This window comes from Streptomyces sp. NPDC007264 (assembly GCF_042869095.1).
GTDB lineage: Bacteria > Actinomycetota > Actinomycetes > Streptomycetales > Streptomycetaceae > Streptomyces.
The window spans coordinates 102,149-121,744 of the sequence record NZ_JBIAFD010000004.1 but is presented as its reverse complement, the minus strand read 5'-3'; the positions used below and the strand labels follow the sequence as shown (position 1 = coordinate 121,744).

The 19,596-nt window shown below is 73.5% G+C and carries 15 protein-coding genes and 1 pseudogene; 9 read left to right on the top strand and 7 right to left on the bottom strand.

Translation table 11 applies throughout. From position 1 onward, the window contains the following. Positions 1 to 19: 19 nt before the first annotated feature. From ACFYMU_RS07710 to ACFYMU_RS07695, 4 genes are all read right to left on the bottom strand, one after another. Positions 20 to 751: a hypothetical protein gene (locus tag ACFYMU_RS07710; RefSeq protein WP_388369423.1), complete on the bottom strand. Its 732-nt coding sequence runs from the start codon at positions 749 to 751 to the stop codon at positions 20 to 22. Between the two features lie 161 nt (positions 752 to 912). Further along, positions 913 to 2,439 (bottom strand): alpha-N-arabinofuranosidase, encoded by a 1,527-nt coding sequence (locus tag ACFYMU_RS07705; RefSeq protein ID WP_388369420.1) that lies wholly within the window; start codon positions 2,437 to 2,439, stop codon positions 913 to 915. 35 nt (positions 2,440 to 2,474) lie between these two features. Beyond that, positions 2,475 to 3,320 carry an SMP-30/gluconolactonase/LRE family protein gene (locus tag ACFYMU_RS07700; protein ID WP_388369418.1) on the bottom strand — a complete coding sequence of 282 codons (846 nt, stop codon included), beginning with the start codon at positions 3,318 to 3,320 and terminating at the stop codon, positions 2,475 to 2,477. Further along, on the bottom strand, positions 3,317 to 4,090 hold the full coding sequence (locus ACFYMU_RS07695) for an IclR family transcriptional regulator (protein WP_388369415.1): 774 nt from the start codon (positions 4,088 to 4,090) through the stop codon (positions 3,317 to 3,319). Before ACFYMU_RS07695 ends, ACFYMU_RS07700 begins: the two co-directional genes overlap by 4 nt. Before the next feature lie 99 nt (positions 4,091 to 4,189). Here ACFYMU_RS07695 and ACFYMU_RS07690 point away from each other — a divergent pair, with 99 nt between their 5' ends. Next, the gene (locus tag ACFYMU_RS07690; protein ID WP_388369412.1) at positions 4,190 to 4,795 is read left to right on the top strand and encodes a hypothetical protein; all 606 of its coding nucleotides are present in this window, start codon (positions 4,190 to 4,192) and stop codon (positions 4,793 to 4,795) included. Here the strand turns inward: ACFYMU_RS07690 and ACFYMU_RS07685 are convergent. Beyond that, a complete protein-coding gene (locus tag ACFYMU_RS07685; protein ID WP_388369409.1) occupies positions 4,779 to 5,660 on the bottom strand; it encodes a RimK family alpha-L-glutamate ligase in 882 nt (293 codons plus the stop codon). The genes ACFYMU_RS07690 and ACFYMU_RS07685 overlap by 17 nt on opposite strands. A gap of 313 nt (positions 5,661 to 5,973) precedes the next feature. Here ACFYMU_RS07685 and ACFYMU_RS07680 point away from each other — a divergent pair, with 313 nt between their 5' ends. The 4 genes and pseudogenes from ACFYMU_RS07680 to ACFYMU_RS07665 all read left to right on the top strand — a co-directional run bounded on the left by ACFYMU_RS07680 (position 5,974) and on the right by ACFYMU_RS07665 (position 10,323). Further along, positions 5,974 to 6,714 (top strand): 2OG-Fe dioxygenase family protein, encoded by a 741-nt coding sequence (locus tag ACFYMU_RS07680; RefSeq protein ID WP_388369406.1) that lies wholly within the window; start codon positions 5,974 to 5,976, stop codon positions 6,712 to 6,714. 141 nt (positions 6,715 to 6,855) lie between these two features. Beyond that, complete coding sequence (locus ACFYMU_RS07675; protein WP_388369403.1) at positions 6,856 to 8,397, top strand: MFS transporter; 1,542 nt, start codon at positions 6,856 to 6,858, stop codon at positions 8,395 to 8,397. 75 nt (positions 8,398 to 8,472) lie between these two features. Beyond that, a pseudogene (locus ACFYMU_RS07670) lies at positions 8,473 to 8,914 on the top strand (MerR family DNA-binding transcriptional regulator). Between the two features lie 47 nt (positions 8,915 to 8,961). Next, on the top strand, positions 8,962 to 10,323 hold the full coding sequence (locus ACFYMU_RS07665) for a hypothetical protein (protein ID WP_388369400.1): 1,362 nt from the start codon (positions 8,962 to 8,964) through the stop codon (positions 10,321 to 10,323). A gap of 69 nt (positions 10,324 to 10,392) precedes the next feature. Here the strand turns inward: ACFYMU_RS07665 and ACFYMU_RS07660 are convergent, their stop codons facing one another. After that, a complete protein-coding gene (locus ACFYMU_RS07660; RefSeq protein ID WP_388369398.1) occupies positions 10,393 to 11,121 on the bottom strand; it encodes an SDR family oxidoreductase in 729 nt (242 codons plus the stop codon). 439 nt (positions 11,122 to 11,560) lie between these two features. On the opposite strand from ACFYMU_RS07660, the gene ACFYMU_RS07655 reads away from it, so the two are divergent. The 3 genes from ACFYMU_RS07655 (at position 11,561) to ACFYMU_RS07645 (ending at position 15,648) form a co-directional block, all read left to right on the top strand. Next, a complete protein-coding gene (locus ACFYMU_RS07655) occupies positions 11,561 to 13,009 on the top strand; it encodes an acyl-CoA synthetase (protein ID WP_388369396.1) in 1,449 nt (482 codons plus the stop codon). Beyond that, complete coding sequence (locus ACFYMU_RS07650) at positions 13,002 to 14,366, top strand: carboxyl transferase domain-containing protein (protein WP_388369393.1); 1,365 nt, start codon at positions 13,002 to 13,004, stop codon at positions 14,364 to 14,366. Before ACFYMU_RS07655 ends, ACFYMU_RS07650 begins: the two co-directional genes overlap by 8 nt. 244 nt (positions 14,367 to 14,610) lie before the next feature. Then, positions 14,611 to 15,648 (top strand): rod shape-determining protein, encoded by a 1,038-nt coding sequence (locus ACFYMU_RS07645; RefSeq protein WP_388369390.1) that lies wholly within the window; start codon positions 14,611 to 14,613, stop codon positions 15,646 to 15,648. 79 nt (positions 15,649 to 15,727) lie between these two features. Here the strand turns inward: ACFYMU_RS07645 and ACFYMU_RS07640 are convergent, their stop codons facing one another. Further along, on the bottom strand, positions 15,728 to 17,464 hold the full coding sequence (locus ACFYMU_RS07640) for an adenosine deaminase (protein WP_388369387.1): 1,737 nt from the start codon (positions 17,462 to 17,464) through the stop codon (positions 15,728 to 15,730). A gap of 321 nt (positions 17,465 to 17,785) precedes the next feature. Between ACFYMU_RS07640 and ACFYMU_RS07635 the strand changes: the two genes are divergently transcribed. Next, positions 17,786 to 19,426, top strand: a complete 1,641-nt coding sequence (locus ACFYMU_RS07635) for an FAD-dependent oxidoreductase (RefSeq protein ID WP_388369384.1) — start codon at positions 17,786 to 17,788, stop codon at positions 19,424 to 19,426. Positions 19,427 to 19,596 lie beyond the last annotated feature (170 nt).

Here is a 19,596-nt window from a genome sequence, read left to right as displayed (position 1 = left end):
CGTGGTGCACGCGGTGCCTTCAGCGCGTGCCGTCCACCGACGCCGCCTCGGGCGGGGCGTAGTGGCGCAGGTAGTCCCACAGCTCGGGCTCCAGCCCGGACGTGTCGTCGTCATCGGTCGCGTACCAGAGCCGGTTCTCCACCCAGAAACGGTAGGCGAACTCCTCGAACGTCGGCGCGCACCAGCCGATCCCGCGCCGGTGCGCCTCGCGGTGACTCACCTCGTCGCCGCTCTCCTTCTCCCCTTCCTCCTTCCGGGCGGCGTACTCCTCGTAGTCGACGCCGGAGAACACCACGAACGCCTCGCCCGAAGGGCGGAGGTAGAGGTACCAGAACACACAGTCCTGCTGGTCGCGCAGGAAGCGGACGAGGTAGGCGCCGTCCTCCACCGGGCTGGGCAGCGGGTCGGATATGTCCCTCCGACACCCGGTGACCGAGACCCAGCCCAGGCGGTTGTGCAGGTTTGCCGCCGTCTGGAAGGCCACGAAGTCGCCGGGCAGCGTGACACCGAGGGCGGACAGGCTCTCGGCCAGGCGGCCGAGCCGGTCGGCCTGCTCCGGGTCGAGGTCGCCGACGCCGCCGAGCCAGTCGAAGGAGCCCGTGAACCTGCCGGGGTCCAGCGGCGGGATGCTCTCGTAGGGGTAGACCTCGTAGGTACCGCGGCACGGACGGAACCTGCCGAGGTCGGTGGCGTACCACGCGGCCTGGAAACCGGTCGGCGACATGGTGAGCTGCAGTTCGTCGTCGGACATGAAACCCTCCTGGGCCCTTGCTCGGAACAGGTGTCAGCATGGCACCCGCCACTGACAGCGCCCCGGGCGCACCGTCGCGGACCGCGGGAGCGTCCCTCCTCCCAGCGCGTCCAGGGCGCCGCCGCACCGCACCCGACCTCGCCGACCCGCGTCGGCCCGGCTCACCGGAGCCGGATCACGTTCCAGGACAGCGGTTCCAGGACGGCGCTCAGCGCGCCGTTCCGCAGGCGGGTGCCGGACACCTGGTGGGGTGTCACCCGCTGGGGGTCGGCGAGGGTGTTGCCCGCGTCCGGGTCGGTGTCGGCGAGCGCGATGTGCTCGACGACCGACGTCAGGCCGAGGCCGCCCAGGGCGACTTCGAGGGGCAGGGGCCCGGTGCGGCCGCGGTTGACGGCGAAGAGGGTGACGGAACCGTCGTCGACGCGCACGGCGGTGGCGTGCAGCAGGTCGGCCTCGCCGTAGCGGCGCGTCTCGTACGTCGGCGAGTCCACCCGCACGTCGAGGACCGTGCCGCGGCCGTACGCCGAGGCGTGCGCGAAGGGGAAGAACGTGGTCTGCCGCCACGCCGGGCCGCCCGGCTCCGTCATGATCGGGGCGATGACATTGACGAGCTGGGCCAGGCAGGCGACGGTGACCCGGTCGGCGTGCCGGAGCAGCGCGATGAGGAGCGAGCCGACGACGACGGCGTCGGTCACGCTGTAGGCGTCCTCCAGCAGGCGCGGGGCCTCGGGCCAGTCGCCCGGGTCGGCGGAGCGGGCGTGCTCCTGCCTGCGGGACCGGTACCAGACGTTCCACTCGTCGAAGGAGAGGTTGATCCGCTTCGTCGACTTCAGCCTCGCGCCGACGTGGTCGCAGGTGGCGATCACGCTCTCGATGAAGGACTCCATGTCCACGGCGGAGGCGAGGAAGGAGTCGACGTCCCCGTCGGTGGGTTCGTAGTAGGCGTGCAGGGAGATGTGGTCGACGAGGTCGTACGTCTCGGCCAGCACCGTCGCCTCCCAGGCGGCGAAGGTGGGCATGGACCGGTGGGAGGAGCCGCAGGCGACCAGTTGCACGGACGGGTCGATCTGGCGCATGGCGCGGGCGGTCTCGGCGGCAAGGCGGCCGTATTCCGCCGCGGTCTTGTGGCCCGTCTGCCAGGGGCCGTCCATCTCGTTGCCCAGGCACCACAGCCGGATCCCGAACGGGTCCCGGTGGCCGTGCGCGGCCCGCAGGTCCGACAGGGCCGTGCCGGAGGGATGGTTGGCGTACTCCTGGAGTTCCAGGGCCTCCGCGACGCCGCGGGTGCCGAGGTTGACGGCCATCATCGGCTCCGTGTGGGGGCCGAGTCTCCTCAGGAAGGCGATGTACTCACCGAGCCCGAAGCGGTTGGTCTCCGTGGAGTGCCAGGCGAGGTCCAGGCGGCGGGGGCGGCGGTCGACCGGTCCGACCGAGTCCTCCCACTTGTAGCCGGAGACGAAGTTGCCGCCGGGGTAGCGCACGGCCGTGACACCGAGTTCGCGCACCAGCTCCAGCACGTCGGTGCGCAGGCCGGCCTCGTCGGCCGCGGGGTGGTCCGGTTCGAAGATCCCGGTGTAGACGCAGCGGCCGAGGTGCTCGACGAAGGAGCCGAAGAGCCGGGGGTCGACCGTGCCGACGGTGAAGGCGGGGTCGAGGGTGAACCGGGCGGCCTGCGCGGTGCGGGACATGGCGTCCTCTCGGTTCCGGGGCGGGGTCAGCGGCGTCAGCCGGGGAACGGGGGCTGCGGCAGGCCCTTTCCCGCGTCGGGGACCACCAGCACGGAGCCGGCGAGCGGATGCGGCGCGTCCAGGCCCGTACGGGCCGTGGTGATGTACAGGTCGGTCAGGCCCGTGCCGCCGAAGGCGCAGGCGGTGGGGCGGCGCACGGGCAGGTCGAGGACCCGGTCGAGGCCGCCGGAGGGGGTGTAGCGGTGGATCGCGCCCCCGTCCCACAGCGCCACCCAGACGCAGCCGTCGGCGTCCACGGTCAGCCCGTCCGGGAAGCCGCGTTCGACGTGCGCCAGCGGGCGCCGGCCCACGGGCAGCCCGTCGTCGCCCACGTCGAGGACGTCCACCCGCCGGGTCGGGGAGTCGATGTAGTACATGAGCCGTCCGTCGGGGCTCCAGCCCGTGCCGTTGCTGACCGCGACGTCGTCCAGCACGGTGCGGACCGTGCCGTCGGCGCCGATCCGGGACAGGGTGCCGCCGCCCGGCGCCTCGTCGTAGCGCATGGTGCCGGCCCACAGCGAGCCGTCGGGGGCGACGGCCGCGTCGTTGCCTCGGCGGCCGGGTACGGGCTCGCGGTGCAGCCAGCGGAAGTCGGCGCCGCCGGGGCCGTACAGGCCCACGCCGTCACGGAGGTTGACGACCAGGCCGCCGCCCGCGCGCGGTTTGGCGGCGCCCACGTGCTGCTCGGTCGCCATGACGGTGCGGCGTCCGGAGGCGGGATCGTAGGTGTGCACCCGGGAGCCCAGGATGTCGATCCAGATCAGCCGCCGGGCCTCCGGGTCCCAGGTCGGGCCCTCGCCGAGGGCGGCGTGCTCCCGTACCGCGATCTCGTACCGGGTCATCCCGCACTCCGGTGGCCGAGGCGCTCCGACAGTTCGCCGGCGCCCTTGACGGCGAGCTGTTCCAGCTCGGCGCGGCGCTCGTCGCTCCAGCGGATCATCGGTACGGAGACGGAGAGCGCGGCGACGACCTGCCCGGTGCGGTCGCGCACGGGGGCGGCGACGCAGCTGACGTCGGGGTTGGACTCGCGGTTCTCCACGGCGACGCCGCGGCCGCGGATCCCGGCCAGGGCCTCCCGCAGGGCCGACGGGTCGGTGATGCTGTTGGGGGTCATCGCGGCCAGTTCGGTGCCGTCGGGGATGCGCGCGGCGAGTTCCTGCTCGGGCAGGGACGCGAGGAGCATCTTGCCGACCGAGGTGCAGTGGGCGGGCAGCCGGCGCCCGGCGGCCGACACCATCCGCACGGCGTGGGTGGAGTCGACCTTGGCGATGTAGATGACGTCGGTGCCCTCGAGGATGGCCACGTGCACGGTCTCGTCGCAGGTCTCGGCGACGGACCGGGCGACCTGCTGGCCCTCGGCGGCGAGGTCCAGTTGTTCGGCGTAGCGGCTGCCGAGCTGGTAGGGGCGCACGCCGAGGCGGTAGCGTCCCGGCTGCCCCGGCACCTGGACGATGTACGAGCGTGCGGCGAGCGTGGTGACCAGTTCGTGCACGGTGGTGCGCGGCAGCCGGAGTCTGCGCACGATGTCGGGGGCGGAGAGCGTCCCGTCCCCGTCGAGGAAGAGCTCCAGGATGTCGAGAGCCCGGGTCACGGCAGGTACGAGGCGTCCCACGACCGGTCCCCTCTCTATATGTTCGAAATTTCAACTCACGATCGGCATGGCGAACACAGGCTAGTCACAGTGGCTCGCGCCGGGCAATGGTCGTGGAGGATGGACCGCATGCCGCCCGCCGAACGCCCCACCGGCCCCTTCACCCCCCTCGACTTCCAGTTGGTGCTGCTGCGCCGCATGGCCGACCACAATCCGGGCCTCGTCGACGAGGCCCGGCGCGAGCTGGGGGTGCCGGTCTCCCGGATGCGTGAGGCGAACCGCCGCTGGCAGGCCATGCTGCGCGCCCCGCGCGCCCGCTCCGCCGTCTCGCGCTACCGCTCGGTCCTGGGCGAGCCCGAGTCGGTGACGCCCCGCCGGATCGGCGATCTGGACTGCGAGGCCCTGCTGTGGCCGGTCCCGCTCTGGCCGGACCTGCGCTTCGAGGTGCTGGTGGCGCCGAACGGGGTGGTGTGGAACGAGTGGCTGGTCCGGGCGCCGGGCGCGCCCGTCCGGAGACCGGCGACCGTCGAGGACCTGACCCCGTGGTCCTGCACGGTCGACGAGGCCGCCCGCGCCTTCGCCCCGGCCCGGCCGCTGGAGGGCACGGCCCCCACCAGGTGGGGTCTGGCCTTCACCGCTCCGGACGCGTCGGGCGTGCGGCACGCGTGCGCGGCGGAGTTCACCTGGGGGCTGTTGCAGCGGGTGGCGGTCAGCGGGCAGCCGTGATGATCGCGGACGCGACCGCGGGCACCGACTCCGGGTGCAGCGCGAGAAACAGGTTCGGCTCGATGAGCTCCAGCTCCATCACGCACGGCCGCCCGTCGGCGTCGTCCACCAGGTCGACGCGGGCGTAGAGCAGTTCCGGCGTGCCGGGCACGGCGGCCAGGGCGCTCTCGGCGACGGCGAGTTCGGCCGGGGCCGGGGTCCACGGCTCCAGGCGGGGGTGGGCCACCTTGCGCCGGTCGTAGGGGGTGCCGGGCTCGAGGACCGCCCCCTTCCGGCTGGCGTGCAGCAACCGCCCGCCGAAGAACTGCAGCGCCCGTTCCCCGGTGGCGTCGATCCCCTTCGCGTAGGGCTGCACCATCGCGGTGAACCCCTCCGCGTGCATCCGCGCGAGCTGCCGTACGGCGGTGGCGTGCTCCCCGGGCAGGTACCGGGCGGCGAAGCGGGCGCCCGCGCCCGCGGTGGGCTTGACGACGTACTCGTGGTCGCGGGGCAGGTCGACGGGGTCGCCCGGGGCGATGTACCGCGTGGGGACGACCGGGACGCCCGAGGCGGCCAGGTCCCCGAGGTAGCGCTTGTCCGCGTTCCAGCGGACCACGTCCGCCGGATTGGCCAGCCGGGTGGCCGTGCCGCAGCGCTCGGCCCAGGCGGTGAACTCCGCGGCCCGCCAGCTGTAGTCCCAGGTGGAGCGGATCACGGCCAGGTCGTAGGCGGCCCAGTCGGCGTCCGTGTCGTCCCAGCGCACGGCCTCGGCCTCGGCCCCGGCCGCCCTCAACTCGCGCAGGAGCGACGGCAGATCGTGGTCCACCGCGACATCCGGCCCGGGACGACAGGTGACGAGCGCCACGCGGGCGGCGGGGTGGGCCACGGCTGGACTCCTGTTCGGACGACGATTCCAGCGCGCAGGCTAACAACGGCCCCACGGGGAGCGGCCGGAGGGGGCGGGTGCGGCGGCGGGCGGCAGGCGGCAGGCGGCAGGCGGCAGGCGGCAGGCGGCAGGCGGCAGGCGGCGGATTGAACCGGTCGACGGCGGAGTGAGGCGGTCGACGGCGGTGGGCCCGCCGTCGACCAGGACCGGCAACCCCTTATCCACCGTTCTGCCGGATTCACCCGTTTCGTTCGGCATCTCGGGGGAAGTCGCTGGAAAGCGTCCGGTGCAAGCCGGAGGAAGGCAGGCCGCCGTGCAGGACCATCCCGTGGGGGCCGTGCAGGACCACCCGGTGGAGGCCGCCCGCGAGGCGCTGGTCTCCCGCGGTGCTCACGTCATGCCCGCCGCCGTCACCACCTGGTGCGTCGGCGCGGAGGGCGGGGCCTGGGAACGCTTCCGCACCCACTGGGAGGCGCTGAGCACCGACCGTTACGCCTCCGCCCGTGGCGCGCGCCGGCTGCGCCGCTACGGACAGTTCTCGCTCGCCCCGGCGACGGGCCGGATCGGGGTGCTGCCGCGGGCGCCCTTCGTGCAGCCCGAGGACAGCAATCCCCTGTATGTGGGCGTGGACCGCACCTTCGAGCCCCTGACCGGCTCCTTCGTGGCCGACCCGGTGTTCCGGGCCGTACTGCGCCTGCTCGGACGGGTCGCGACGGCGTTGGAGGAGCCGGCGGTGTGGGACGCGAAGGTGCATCCGTTCCGTGTCGTGGCGTCGGCGGACACGAAAGGGCTGCCCACACCGGAGGGCCGGCACCGCGACGGGGTGACGTTGGTGTCCTCGCTCCTGGTCGGCCGGCAGAACGCCGCCGGCGGGGAGAGCTCCGTCTTCGGCCCGGACGGGCGGCGGCTGCTGGCGGTCACCCTCGACGAGCCGGGAACCCTGCTGCTGGGGGACGACCGTCGCACCCTGCACAGCGTGTCCCCGGTCCGCCCGGTGGACCGCAGCCGCCCCGCCTACCGCGATGTGCTGGTCGTGACGTTGACACCGGGCTGAGGACGCCCGAAGAGGCCGGACGGCCCGGAGGCGGGTCGGATCCCCGGCGCGTTGCGTCCGGAAAGCCCGGGACGACGCGTCGGCCGGGTTAACGTCGCCACCGTCGGAGGGCGTACGACGCGGGGCACGGAGGTGGGTGCGGTGCCGACGTCCCGGTCACGTGTCGACGCGGCGGACCTGCCGGCCGTCCTCGGACTCGCCATCGCCTTCGCGGTCACGGTCGTCGACCCGCTGGTGCTGAGCCTGAACCTGCCGCAGGTGAGCCGGGCCCTCCAGATGCCGCCGGAGTTCCTCGGGCTGCTCGGCGGCGCGTCGACACTGGTGATGGCCACCGCCGTCCTCGCCGCGGGCCGTCTCGGGGACGTCTTCGGACTCAAGCGGCTGCTGGTGCTGGGACTCCTCGTCGTCACGGTGGCGGACCTGCTGTGCGCCCTCTCCCCCGGCTACGGCTTCCTGCTGGCGATGCGCCTGGTGAACGGACTCGGCATGACCGCGCTGCTGGGAGTGCCGCTGGCCCTGCTGAAGGCATCGGTGGCGCCGGAGAGACGGCCGGCGGCCATCGGGGTCTTCACCGCCGTCGAGATGGTCCTGTTCGGGCTGACCCCCGCGTTCGCGGGCTGGGCGGTGGCGACCGTCGGCTGGCGGTTCCTGTTCCTGGTGGCGCCGCTGCTGTGCCTGGTCTCGCTGCGGCTGACCGTCCGGCATGTGCCGCATCCCCCCACCGGTCCGCGCCGCCGGCTCGACATGGCCGGTGTCGCCCTGGTCGGAGTGGTCCTGCTGGCCCTCGTCGTCGGCCTGGCCTCGGCGCAGAGCGGCGTCTCCCGGCCCCGGACCTGGGTGCCGCTGGCGGTCGGCGCGGCCGCCGCCGTACTGTTCGTGCTGCATGAACGCCGCACCCCCGAACCGGCCCTGGACCTGGCGCTGTTCCGCAGCCGCCCGTTCGACGCGGCCCTGGCGGCGAACCTCACCCTGAACTTCCTCGCCGCCGGACTCGGCGTCGCTCTCGGGCAGTTCGGCAGCGTGGTGCTCTCGCTGCCCCCCGAGGACATCGGACTGCTGTACCTGCCGGGCACCCTGCTGATCTCCACGGCCGTGATCCAGGCCGGGCGCCTGGTGGGGACGCACGGCCCGCGGCCGGTGATGGTCGCGGGACTGCTGCTGATGGCGGCGAGCGGGCTGCTGATGGCGGGCACCGTCAGCCCCACGATGGCGGTGTGGCTGCTCATCCTGGCCACCTGGCTGAGCAACCTGGGCTCCCTGGTCACCTCGGCGTCGGTGTCCGAGACGGTCCTCTCCCATGCGCCGGCCGGACGCTCCGGCACGGTGGCCTCCGTGCAGATGGCCTTCGGGATGACCGGCTACGCGCTCGGGCCCACCGTCTACCTGCTGCTCCTGAACGTCTTCTTCCAACACCGGTGGCTGGCGGACGCGGCCTCACGCGGTGTGTCGGAGACCCGGGCCGAGCAGGCCGTGGACGCCGTGCGCGGCGGGATGGCGTACAGCCCCGGTGGTGTGGGATACGACCCGAACCTGCTCCGGCAGGCTGGCGGTCTGGACCTCGGCCTCGACTTCGCCGACGCGCTGCGGCTCACCATGCTGACCGTCACCGCCCTGCCGCTGGTGGTGGCGCTGGCGGCGCGTGTGCTGGTGCCCCGCCGCAGGGAACCACGGCCTCCGTGTTGACCTTCACCCTCGGTGAAGCCACAGCATCGGTGGCGAAACGAGGAACGGCCAAAGGACGGGGTGCGGGCCGTGGAGATGCTGACGATCGGGGCCTTCGCGAAGGCGTGCCGGCTGTCGCCGAAGGCGCTGCGGCTCTACGACGAGCTGGATCTGCTGCGCCCGGCCCGGGTCGACCCGGACACCGGTTACCGCTACTACGCCGCCGGGCAGTTGAAGCGGGCCCGACTGGTGGCATGGCTGCGGCGGCTCCGCGCTGCTGAAGGCGCTGACGGGCGGTGAGGACAGTGCCGTACCCGATCTGCGGCTGCACGACGCGCGGCCAGGCGACCGGTACCTGATGTGTTCGGACGGTCTGTCCGGGGTCGTACCGGACGGAGAGATCCGCGCTGCGCTCTCCTCGGCGCCCACACCGGCCGACGCGGCACGCGCGCTGGTGGCCGCGGCGAACACCGCCGGCGGGCCGGACAACGTGAGCTGTGTGGTGGCGGACGTGGTGGAGGCCGCCTGTCCGGACTGAGGACCGCTGGAAGGCCGGCACGCAGCGGCCGGCACTAGGTTGAGCGTATGGCGAGCCTCGAACACCCCCGACTCTCCGGGTTGGGGCGCAACCCGGCAGCTCCTCAGGACGTCCTGGTGCGCCTGGCCACACACAGGGCCGGCCGACGCGGGATATCGCGGCGTCGCGGGCGGCTGGCGGACGCCGTTGTCGAGGCTCTGCTGACGCACGGCGACGGCGACACCGCGGTGGGCCTTCACGGGGACCGGATCTCCCCGGAGATGCGCCGAAGGATTGCCGAGCATCCCGATCCGGCGATCCGTGACGCGTACACGGACTTTGTCCGCGACATGGTCGACCGCGAGGTGCCGATGGGCATCGACGACCTGGAGGAAGCCTACGGCCGGCCTCGGATGACGCTCGCCGGCGCGCAGAGTCCGAGGCTGCGTGCCGCGGTCGCGCGAGCCTGGTACGACCGGCCTCTCGCCGTGCAAGTGGGGCTGCTCGCCGACGCGGATCCGCAGGTCCGTGCAGCCGCCACGGTGCACAGGCATCCGGGTGTCCCGCCCGAGTGGAGGGGTCGTTGTCTTGCCGACCCTGCTGTGCGAGCCAACGTGGCGCGCTACGTCCCCCTGACGTCGGACCAGTTCGCACAGCTCATGCGGAGCGAGGAAGAGGAGGTCCATCGGGCTGTCGCCGACAACCCGCATCTGTCGGCAGAGATGATTGCCGCGCTGCTGGACATCGACGACCCGTTCGTGCGGGTCGCGGTGGCTCAGAGCCGCCATGTGGACGCCGAGACCCGGGACCGGCTGTATGCACGCGTAGAAGCCGAGCGCGCGGCCGGAAGCATCGACGCCGAGGTGGCTCTGACCTGGAACGTCGCCGAACCGGACTGGCTGCGCGATGCACCTCTCGATGAGCGGATGATCTACCTGGACTGCCGGTACACGACATTCCGGCGCGTACTGGCTTCCTGCCCCGACCTGCCTGAAGAGGCATGGCGTCGCCTGGACAATGACCCAGAGCTCGTGGTCCGTCGTACTGCCGCCCGTCGGCCAGACGCACCGCCAGAGGTCTTGGAGGGGCTGGTCCGAGCCCACGGCGACGTATTCCACGTCCGACCGCTCCTCGTCGACCACCCCAACTTCCCCCGCCAGACGCTGCGTACGTTCGTCGACGAACCGGATCCGAACGTGCGCTACGTCGCCCTGCAAGACCCAGGACTGCCTGTGGCATCCCTTCAACAACTCGCAGCGGCCTCCGAGTCCTTCCTACGCCGCGGGGTCGCCGGTCACCCCAACATCACGGACGCGTTGCTGGAACAGCTGCTCTCCGACCCGGACCCCCAGGTGGCCGACGATGCTGCCGCCAACCCTGCGCTGCGGCCGGCCCGGATGTATCGAATCCTCGCCGCCGCCGGCTTGTGACTCCACGAGAGGCTTGGGCCCAGGGCCCGTATTCCTCCGGTGCTCGAGGAGGCAACGGCCCGGCGTCGATCAGACTTGTTCGAAGTGGAACGCCTTGATGAAGCAGTCGCGGGGCTGGGCGACTGCGAAGAGGACGCATTCCACGAGGGAGTGCGAGGTGAGGGCGTCCCTGGATCCGCGTGGAGTTGTTTCCCACTCCTCGGAGAGCGGGTCGGCGTTGTCGAAGTCGGGTGGGTAGAGCGATATCACCCGAATTCCTCGGGGTCGCAGGCGCTTGGAGAGGATCTCGGTGAATCCTGCCTGGGCACTCTTGGCCGTGTAGAAGGCGTCGTGGGCGTCCGAGCGGTGATGGCCCGCCGTTCCGCAGGCGGAGACCATCGTCACGACGTCCGGCTTGTCCGAGTTGAGCAGGAGAGGGAGGAAGTTCTTCACGGTCAGGACCGTGCCGGTGGCACCGGAGGTGATGGTGTCGACGATGTCGGTGTCCGTTGCGGACAGCAGGTCCGGCCCTTCGAGCCAGCGGGAGCCGTTGTTGACGAGCAGGTCGACACGGTCCGTGTGCCGCGCGACGCCGGAGGCGAAGTCGCGGATCGAGGCGGGGTCCGTCAGGTCGCAGGGGAAGGCGTGCACCCGCTGATGGCCCCGGTCGCGCATCTCGTCACGGACACGTTCGGCGGCATCGAGACTGCGAGCGGAGAGGAAGACCTCGGCTCCGAGGTCCGCGAGCCGGATCGCCAGGGTTCGGCCGAAGTCGCGGCCGGCGGCTGTGATGACGACGCGGTGGTTGTCGAATCTCATGGTGTCGCTCCGGGTTCGTGGATCGGTTGTCGCGGTGCGGTGCGTCGGCTGACTGCGGCGGCGTAGTCGGCCCGATCGTCGGCGGAGGGTCGTCGCCGGGCGACAGCGACATCGGTGTTGATGCCCAAGGTGCGGGCGAGGATCACGGCGGAAATCCCGGTGGCGAGCTGGAAGAGTGCGGTCGCCCCGCGGGCGGTGCACGGGCCGGTGACGAGAGAGGTGCCGAATCGGGGTGTCGGTGCGCGTGGCCGACGGGATCGAGGGGCTGGTGCGGCGGGACGGGATCGGCGGGGTCCGGCCTGCGGAGGGGGAAGCCGGACGTCCGGGTGGTCGAGATCGATCTCGTCCTCGGGCGGGTATCACCGACCGTGGTGTAGGAACGGTCCGTGAGTCCCGTGAGTCCCGTGAGTCCGTCCGCCTCGACGCAAGGAGTGCCCGCGTGTCCCCCCTTTTTCCGGTCCTGACCGACCCCTCGGCCGGGGGGCGCCCGGCCCTGCGGTTCGGTGAGCGGGCCCTGACGTACGGCGGCCTGGCCGCTGCGGCCGGTGCGCTCGCCGCGCGGATCGGCGGTGCGGGGAGGGTCGCCCTGTGGGCCACGCCCTCCCTGGAGACCGCCGTCGGTGCGGTGGCCGCCCTGAGCGCGGGTGTCACCGTCGTCCCGCTCAATCCGAAGTCCGGGGAGGGCGAGCTGGGGCACATCCTCTCCGACAGCGCGCCGTCGCTCGTGCTGGCCGCCCCGGCCGACGAACTCCCCTCCCCGGTACGGAAGCTGGAGCGCGTCGACGTGGACGTGCACGGCACGGCGGCGTTCACGCCGGCCGGGGCCGCCGACGAGGACCCGGCCCTCGTCGTCTACACCTCCGGGACCACCGGGCCGCCCAAGGGCGCCGTCATCCCCCGCCGCGCCCTGGCCGCCACGCTCGACGCGCTCGCGGACGCCTGGCAGTGGACCGCCGACGACGTGCTCGTGCACGGTCTGCCGCTGTTCCATGTGCACGGGCTGGTCCTCGGCGTCCTCGGCCCGCTGCGCCGTGGCGGATCGGTGCGCCACCTCGGCCGCTTCGACACCGCGGGAGTGGCGCGCGAGCTGGGTGACGGCGCGACCATGCTGTTCGGCGTGCCCACGATGTACCACCGCATCGCCGAGGCACTGCCCGGCGACCCGGGGCTGGCCGAGGCGCTGGGCGGGGCCCGGCTGCTGGTGTCCGGTTCCGCGGCGCTGCCGGTGCACGACCACGAGCGGATCGCCGCCGCGACCGGCCGCCGGGTCATCGAGCGGTACGGGATGACCGAGACGCTGATGAACACGAGCGTGCGCGCGGACGGGGAGGCGCGCCCGGGCACGGTCGGCGTGCCGCTGCCCGGTGTCGGGCTGCGGCTCGTCGAGGAGGACGGCTCGCCGATCTCCGCGTGGGACGGGGAGACGGTCGGCGAGATCCAGGTCCGCGGCCCGAACCTGTTCACCGGGTACCTCAACCGGCCCGACGCCACGGCCGCCGCGTTCACCGACGACGGCTGGTTCCGCACCGGGGACATGGCGGTGCGCGAGGCCGACGGATATGTACGCATCGTCGGCCGCAAGGCCACCGACCTCATCAAGAGCGGCGGGTACAAGATCGGGGCGGGCGAGATCGAGAACGCCCTGCTGGAGCACCCGGGCGTGCGGGAGGCCGCCGTCACCGGGGAGCCCGACGCCGATCTGGGCGAGCGGATCGTCGCCTGGATCGTGCCGGCGGATCCCGCGGCGCCGCCCGGCGCCGACGAACTGGCCGACCATGTGGCGCGCCGGCTGGCCCCGCACAAGCGCCCGCGCGTGGTACGCCGTCTCACGGCCCTCCCCCGCAACGACATGGGGAAGATCATGAAGCGGGCCCTGGGCGATGCCTGAGCGGCTGACCGCGCGGCAGTTCATCGCCCTCCTCACCCCCGACTTCGCCGAACTCCCCCACCCCGAGGGCGCGGAGGGCGCGTACGGGCCCGACGGCCCGCTGGAGTGGGCGGGGTACGGAGCCGCGCGGGCCCTCGCCGCCGCCCGCACCGGCGAGCAGGAGTCCGTGGTGTGCGGCCGCGCGACCGTCGGCGGTGTTCCGGCCGTGCTGATCGCGTTCGAGTTCGGCTATCTCGGCGGTTCCCTCGGGGAGCGCACCGGTGACCGGCTGGAGGCGGCGCACGCCTGGGCCCGGGCGCACCGGCTGCCGGTCGTCTCGCTGGTCGCGACGGGCGGCAGCCGGATGCAGGAGGGCATGCTCGCACTGACCCAGCTCCAGCGGATGGCGCGGCAGTCGGCACTCACCCGCGCGGCCGGGCTGCCGCAGCTGGCGGTGGCGCGCGACCCGACGACCGGCGGCGGCTGGGCCACGCTGGGCGCGGGCGCCGATGTGGTGCTGGCCCTGCCGGGCGCACAGGTCGCCTTCGCGGGCTCCCGGGTGCGCCCGACGGACGCGGACCCGGCGGCCTACACGGCTCAGGCCCAGCTGGCGGCGGGCACGGTCGACGCGATCGTACGGCCGAGGGAGCTGCGGGAGGCGGTGGGCCGGTGGCTGGGGCTGCTGGCGGCGCCGTCCGCCGAACCCGCGCCCGTGCCCGGGGCGACGACGGCGGAGGGCCTGCCCGCCACCGGCTGGGACGCCGTCCGGCGCGCCCGCGATCCTGGGCGCCCGCGCGCGGCGGCCTATCTGGACGCGTACTTCACACGCCGGGCGGAGATCGGCGGCGACCGCTGCGGCGGCCGGGGCGGGGGTGTGCTGTGCGGCTTCGGCCGTCACGCCGGGCGGACGATCGCGTACGCGGCCCAGGACGGCACCCCGACGCGGCCCGCGGGGTACCGCACGGCCGCCCGGCTGATCCGTCTGGCGGACGCCCTGTCCGTGCCCGTCCTGACGCTGGTGGACACGCCGGGCGCCGCCAACGACGCCGAGGCCGAGCGGCAGGGCGTGGGCGCCGCGATCGCGGACCTGTTCACCGCGGTCGCCACCGCCCGGACGCCCCTGACCAGCCTGGTGATCGGAGAGGGCGGTTCCGGCGGGGCCCTGGCCCTGGCCGCACCCGGCAACACCTGGGTCACACCGGACAGCTACTTCTCCGTCATCGGGCCGGAGTCGGCCGCCGCGATCCTCAAGCGCCCGGCCGACCAGGTGCGGGCGACGGCGGACCAGCTCCGCGTACGCCCCCAGGACCTGGTGGCCCTGGGGGTCGTCCGGGGGATCGTCGGGGGCGGCGCCGCCTCGCCCCCACCGCCCGGGTGATCCCCTGGCCCCGTCCGCCCCCGGTGACCGCTCACCGGGGCGGACGGGCGGACGGGGCGGGTGTGCGGCACGGCAAGAGGTCGCGGCACAAGCTCCTCGGGGTGCGACGCGCCCGGAACCACCCGCCCGGCCGCACCCCGCCCGGCCCACTCCGAAGGGCGCCGGGGCCCGCCCGGGCGGACGATTCAGGAGAAGAGGCCCGCCGCCCGGCGGCCGTCCGCGGTCTTTCTCGGGAGGTACCGCCATGACCGTCTGCCTGGACCAGTTGCGCCGCTGCCACGTCGCCGTGGACCTGGGGGCGGCCAGGACCCGTGTGTATGTGAAGGGGTCCGGGCTGGTGGTGGACCAGCCCAGCGTCGCCGCCGTGAACACCCGGACCGGCGCGCTGATCGCGGTCGGTGAGTTCGCCGAGAAGATGACCGGGCGCACGCCCGCGTACATCCGGGTCGCACGGCCCGTCTCCGGCGGCACCGTCGTCGACATCGAGATGGCCCAGCGCATGCTGCGCCATCTGCTCGGCGAGAAGCTCCGCCGCTCCCTGCGCCGCAAGCCCCGGCTGCGGGCCGCCGCCTGCACCCCGCACGACGCGGATCCGCTCGCCCAGCGAGCGGCCATCGAGACCCTGGTCGGGCTGGGGGCGCGCAGGGTCGAGCTGGTCGACACCCTCGTCGCCGCCGCCGTGGGGTGCGGGCTGCCGGTCGAGCAGCCCGAGGCGTCCATGATCATGGTGTGCGGGGCCGCCGCCACCCAGATCGCCGTGCTGTCGCTGGGCAACATCGTGACCGCCGAGCGGATCCCGGTGGGCGGCGAGGCCGTCGACCACGCGATCGTGCAGCACCTGCGGCACGAGCACGCGCTGATGCTGCCGAGCCAGTCGGTACGGCCCCTGCAGCTCGCCCTCTCCGGCAACGGCCTGACCCCGCACGGGCCCGCCTCCACCGAGATCCAGGGCCGGGACGTGGCCACCGGGCTCGCACGGTCCGTGAAGGTCGACACGGCGGCCGTGCGCAACGCCATCCAGACCCCGCTGACCGCCGTCCTCGACGGTATCGGCAAGGTGCTGCGGGACTGCCCGCCCGACCTGGTGGCCGACCTCGCCGACCGCGGGATCATGATGGTGGGCGGCAGCGCGCTGCTGCCGGGCCTCGACCAGATGCTGCGGCACGCGACCGGGATGCCGGTGCACATCGCCGAGCGGCCCGACATCTGCGCCGTCCAGGGGCTGGGCGCCATGCTGGAGGGGAGGATCCAGCCGCTGACGCTGGACCCGCTGGCCGCCTGACCGGGCCCTGTTTCGGATCAGGCCGGCTGTCGGTCCCGGCGCCTTCCAGCCGACGCCGGGATGATCCACACGACAGGGCCTACGGCACCCGCCGGCCCGTACCCTCCGCGCGCCACGGCGCGGAGATGCCGGGGCCGGACACGGCCGCCGGGATACCGGGGCCGGACACGCCCGCGTAGATGCCGGGGCCGGACACGCCCGCGGGGATGCCGGGGCCGGACACGGCCCGCGGGGACCTGGCGCCGTAGGCCCGTTCGAAGGCACGGAACGCGTCCTCCTGCCTCCACTCCAGGGACGCCTTGGCACTGGAGGCGAGGAAGCGCGCGCAGCGGCGGCCGGGGGTGGGGTCACCGAGGCGGTCCCCGGCGCACTGCCGGACGACCGCGCGGTGGTCACGGGTCCGCCACAGGCTCTCGCCGGCCAGGAAGCCGTACTCCAGGGACGTACGGGCCAGGTCCTTCAGCGCCCGGTAGTCCAGTCCGTAGGTCAGCGCCGCCCGCTGGTACTCGCGGCTGATGTCGGTCCGTTCGACACCGGGGTCGTCGGTGGCCAGGGCGACGGGCACCCCGTACCTCCGGTACAGCGGGAAGGGGTGGTCCTGGCCCGTCACCCCCAGGATCTGCTCGTTGCTGGTGAGCAGGATCTCCACCAGCACACGACGGCGGGCCATCAGACGCAGCAGGTTGCGGTAGTCGTCCTCGTAGCGGATGTCGACGCCGTGGCCGATGCGTTCGGCGCGGGCGGTCAGCACGGCGGCACGGATGTGGAAGCGCAGGTCCTCGGGCTTGACCAGGCCGGGGACCAGTTCCCCCGCGTGCAGGGTGAGGGGAACACCGGGATACACGCCGCGCAGGTACTCCAGCATGCTCATGTGCAGCCGGTAGTCGGCGGTCGCCACCGGGCCGTCCTCGGGCTGTACGAGGTTCAGCGAGACGAAGCGGGGGTCGCGCCGGGCCAGCTCCATGCCGACCAGCATCTGGGTGAAGACCTGCGCGGGGGGCCCGCCGCGCAGCACCTGGGAGATGAACCGCACCGGCAGTGCGCAGCCGGCGTCGGGGTGAGCGGTGTCGCAGTGCGCGGCGGCGCGGAAGTCGGCGATCATCGCGTCCGTCTCGCTCATCGCCTGGCGGACCACGGCGTCCAGGCCGCCCGCCACCAGCCGGGCCCGCAGCCGGGACAGGTCGCTGTCGTACCCGACCCGGCGGGCGAGGTCGGCGGCGGCGGAGGAGGCGGGCGTCACCATGGTCTCCAGGTAGAACTGGTGCTGCTCCGCGGCCGAGGTGGCGACCTCGGCCAGCAGCTGCCCGGAGTGCCGCCCGCTGATCGCGCCGAACTTCCCGAACGTGGCGAAGAAGTGGTCGTGCCCGCTCTCGCCCCTGCCGGGGACGAAGTCCTGCATGGACCAGGCCGCGATGACCTGCTGCCGGAAGACGGGGTCGGTGACGGTGTCCGCCGCCGGGCGGGTGTTCCCCGTGCAGGGCGGCGCGCTCGCGGTGAGGGTGGTCCGGTCGATGCAGTAGCCGTCGTCCACGGCGAGGCTCAGTAGCAGTTCGGTGGTCGCCGCACCGGACAGGTGGTTGTGGAGGTCCGCCCCCTTGGGCAGTGCCCGGAAGAACTCGGCCAGTGCCGTGGGCCGGTCGCGAACGCTCCGCAGCTGGGCGGACACACGGGCCTCGGCGCGGGTGGGGCCGCCGCCGTTCCCGCCGGAGGCGTGGGACGTCTGAGGCGGCATCAGGCCGAGGGCCAGTACGGCGCTGATCAGTGCCGCGAGACGGACGGTGAGGCGCCGTGCGACGGATCCGGATGGCACAGACATGGCGATCATCCTGTGGCAGCCGGACCCGGGCGTGGGCGTGCGACCTGCCGGATGTCCCTCGTCCGGCGCATGCGGGACGCGACGGCCCGTCATGGGGCTGCGGCGCACGCCCGGCGCCCCGGCCGCCACGCCCTCCCGCCCTCCGGCCGCCCTCCCGGCGTCACCCGTCGTCACCGGCCGTCACCCGGCGAACGGGGCCATTGGTCCCTCGACCCAGGGACCTTTCGCCCCCTTCCGCACCCCACCTCCCACATACGGTGGGGGGTATCCGAGCGCCGCGGACCCCACGGACCGCGGGAACCGGGAGCAAGGACGGAGAGCATGGTGAAGGTCATCGTCGTCGGCGGGGTCGCGGGTGGTATGTCGGCCGCCACCCGGCTGCGCCGCCTGGAAGAGCACGCCGAGATCGTCGTCGTCGAGCGCGGTCCGCATGTGTCGTACGCCAACTGCGGCCTGCCGTACCACGTCGGCGGGGTCATCCCCGAACGCTCCGATCTGCTGCTGCAGACGCCCGAGTCGCTGCGCGCCCGCTTCCGTCTCGACGTCCGCGTCCGCCACGAGGTGCTCGGCATCGACCGTGCGGCACGCACCGTCCGGATCCGCGACCTCGGCACCGGCCGCGCCTACACCGAGGGCTACGACCATCTCGTGCTCAGCCCCGGAGCCGAACCCGTCGTGCCGCCGCTGCCGGGGGTGGAGCGCGGTCTGACGCTGCGGGACGTCACCGACACCGACCGCATCCTGGACGCGGTGCGCGCGGGTGCCCGCAGCGCCGTCGTCGTCGGCGGCGGCTTCATAGGGGTCGAACTCGCGGAGAACCTCCGCCATCGGGGTCTCGCCGTCACCCTGGTGGAACTGGCCGACCAGGTCCTGTCGCCCCTCGACCCGGAGATGGCCCGCCCCCTCGCCGACGAACTCGTCCGAGGCGGCGTCGAACTGCGCCTGTCCGCGCGGTTGCACAAGGTGCTGCCCGACACGGTGGAGCTCGCCGACGGCACCGTCGTCCCCGCCGACGTGGTCGTCTTCGCCATCGGGGTGCGCCCCGACACCGCACTGGCCCGCGCGGCCTCCCTGGAGATCGGCCCCTGCGGCGGTATCGCGGTGGACGACCGGCAACGCACCAGCGACCCGCGCGTGTTCGCCGTGGGCGACGCGGCGGAGAAGCGCGACCGCCTCACCGGCGACGGCACCCTCGTCCCGCTGGCCAACCTCGCCAACCGGCACGGCCGGCTCGTCGCCGACGCCATCGCCGGACGCCCCGTGCGCAGCCGGCCCGTCGTGGGCACCGCCATCGTCAAGGTCTTCGGCCTCACGGCGGCCGCCACCGGCTGGAACGAGAAGCGCCTGCGCGCCGCCGGCCGCCCCCACCGCGTCGTGCACATCCACCCGGCGTCCCACGCCGGCTACTACCCGGGCGCCCGGCCGCTGGCCCTCAAGCTGCTCACCGACCCGGCCGACGAGCGCATCCTGGGCGCGCAGGTCGTCGGCGGCGAGGGCGTCGACAAGCGCATCGACGTCCTCGCCACCGCCATCACCTGCGGCCTGACCGCGCCGGACCTGGCCGACCTGCAGCTCGCCTACGCCCCGCCCTTCGGTTCGGCCAAGGACCCCGTCAACATGCTCGGATACGTCGCCGACAACCTCGCCGACGGAACGAGCGCCACCCTCCAGTGGCACGAACTCGACCAGGCGGTACGCGAGGGGGCCGTGCTCGTCGACGTCCGCACCCGCGCCGAGCACGAGGCGGGCGGCATCCCCGGCTCCCGGCACGTCCCGGTCGACGAACTGCGCGACCGCCTCGACGAGATCCCCCCGGACCGCCCCACGGTCGTCTACTGCCACGCCGGCCTGCGGGGCCACACGGCGGCCCGCATCCTGAGCCAGCACGGGCGCGGCGTGCGCAACCTCGACGGCGGCTGGCTCACCTGGCAGGCGGGACAGGCCCCGCGGCCTGCGTCATGAGCGGCGCCGCGCACCGGCGCGCGGCGCCCGTGCCGGCCGGTCTCCCGGCTCTCACCAGGGACGGTCCCGCGGCACCCGACCTTGGGTAAAGATTTCACCAAGGGATCTCTTTGCCAAAAGAATGCTTGCTGCCGTCACCGCCCATCCGAATCAATGACTCCCGGGTGACG

Bases quoted from the DNA above. Each gene is read 5' to 3' on its own strand.
- ACFYMU_RS07690 (WP_388369412.1), top strand. From the start codon at position 4,190: ATGGACCGCATGCCGCCCGCCGAACGCCCCACCGGCCCCTTCACCCCC.
- ACFYMU_RS07700 (WP_388369418.1), bottom strand. From the start codon at position 3,320: ATGACCCGGTACGAGATCGCGGTACGGGAGCACGCCGCCCTCGGCGAG.
- ACFYMU_RS07650 (WP_388369393.1), top strand. From the start codon at position 13,002: ATGCCTGAGCGGCTGACCGCGCGGCAGTTCATCGCCCTCCTCACCCCC.
- ACFYMU_RS07710 (WP_388369423.1), bottom strand. From the start codon at position 751: ATGTCCGACGACGAACTGCAGCTCACCATGTCGCCGACCGGTTTCCAG.
- ACFYMU_RS07705 (WP_388369420.1), bottom strand. From the start codon at position 2,439: ATGTCCCGCACCGCGCAGGCCGCCCGGTTCACCCTCGACCCCGCCTTC.
- ACFYMU_RS07660 (WP_388369398.1), bottom strand. From the start codon at position 11,121: ATGAGATTCGACAACCACCGCGTCGTCATCACAGCCGCCGGCCGCGAC.
- ACFYMU_RS07645 (WP_388369390.1), top strand. From the start codon at position 14,611: ATGACCGTCTGCCTGGACCAGTTGCGCCGCTGCCACGTCGCCGTGGAC.
- ACFYMU_RS07665 (WP_388369400.1), top strand. From the start codon at position 8,962: ATGGCGAGCCTCGAACACCCCCGACTCTCCGGGTTGGGGCGCAACCCG.
- ACFYMU_RS07640 (WP_388369387.1), bottom strand. From the start codon at position 17,464: ATGTCTGTGCCATCCGGATCCGTCGCACGGCGCCTCACCGTCCGTCTC.
- ACFYMU_RS07635 (WP_388369384.1), top strand. From the start codon at position 17,786: ATGGTGAAGGTCATCGTCGTCGGCGGGGTCGCGGGTGGTATGTCGGCC.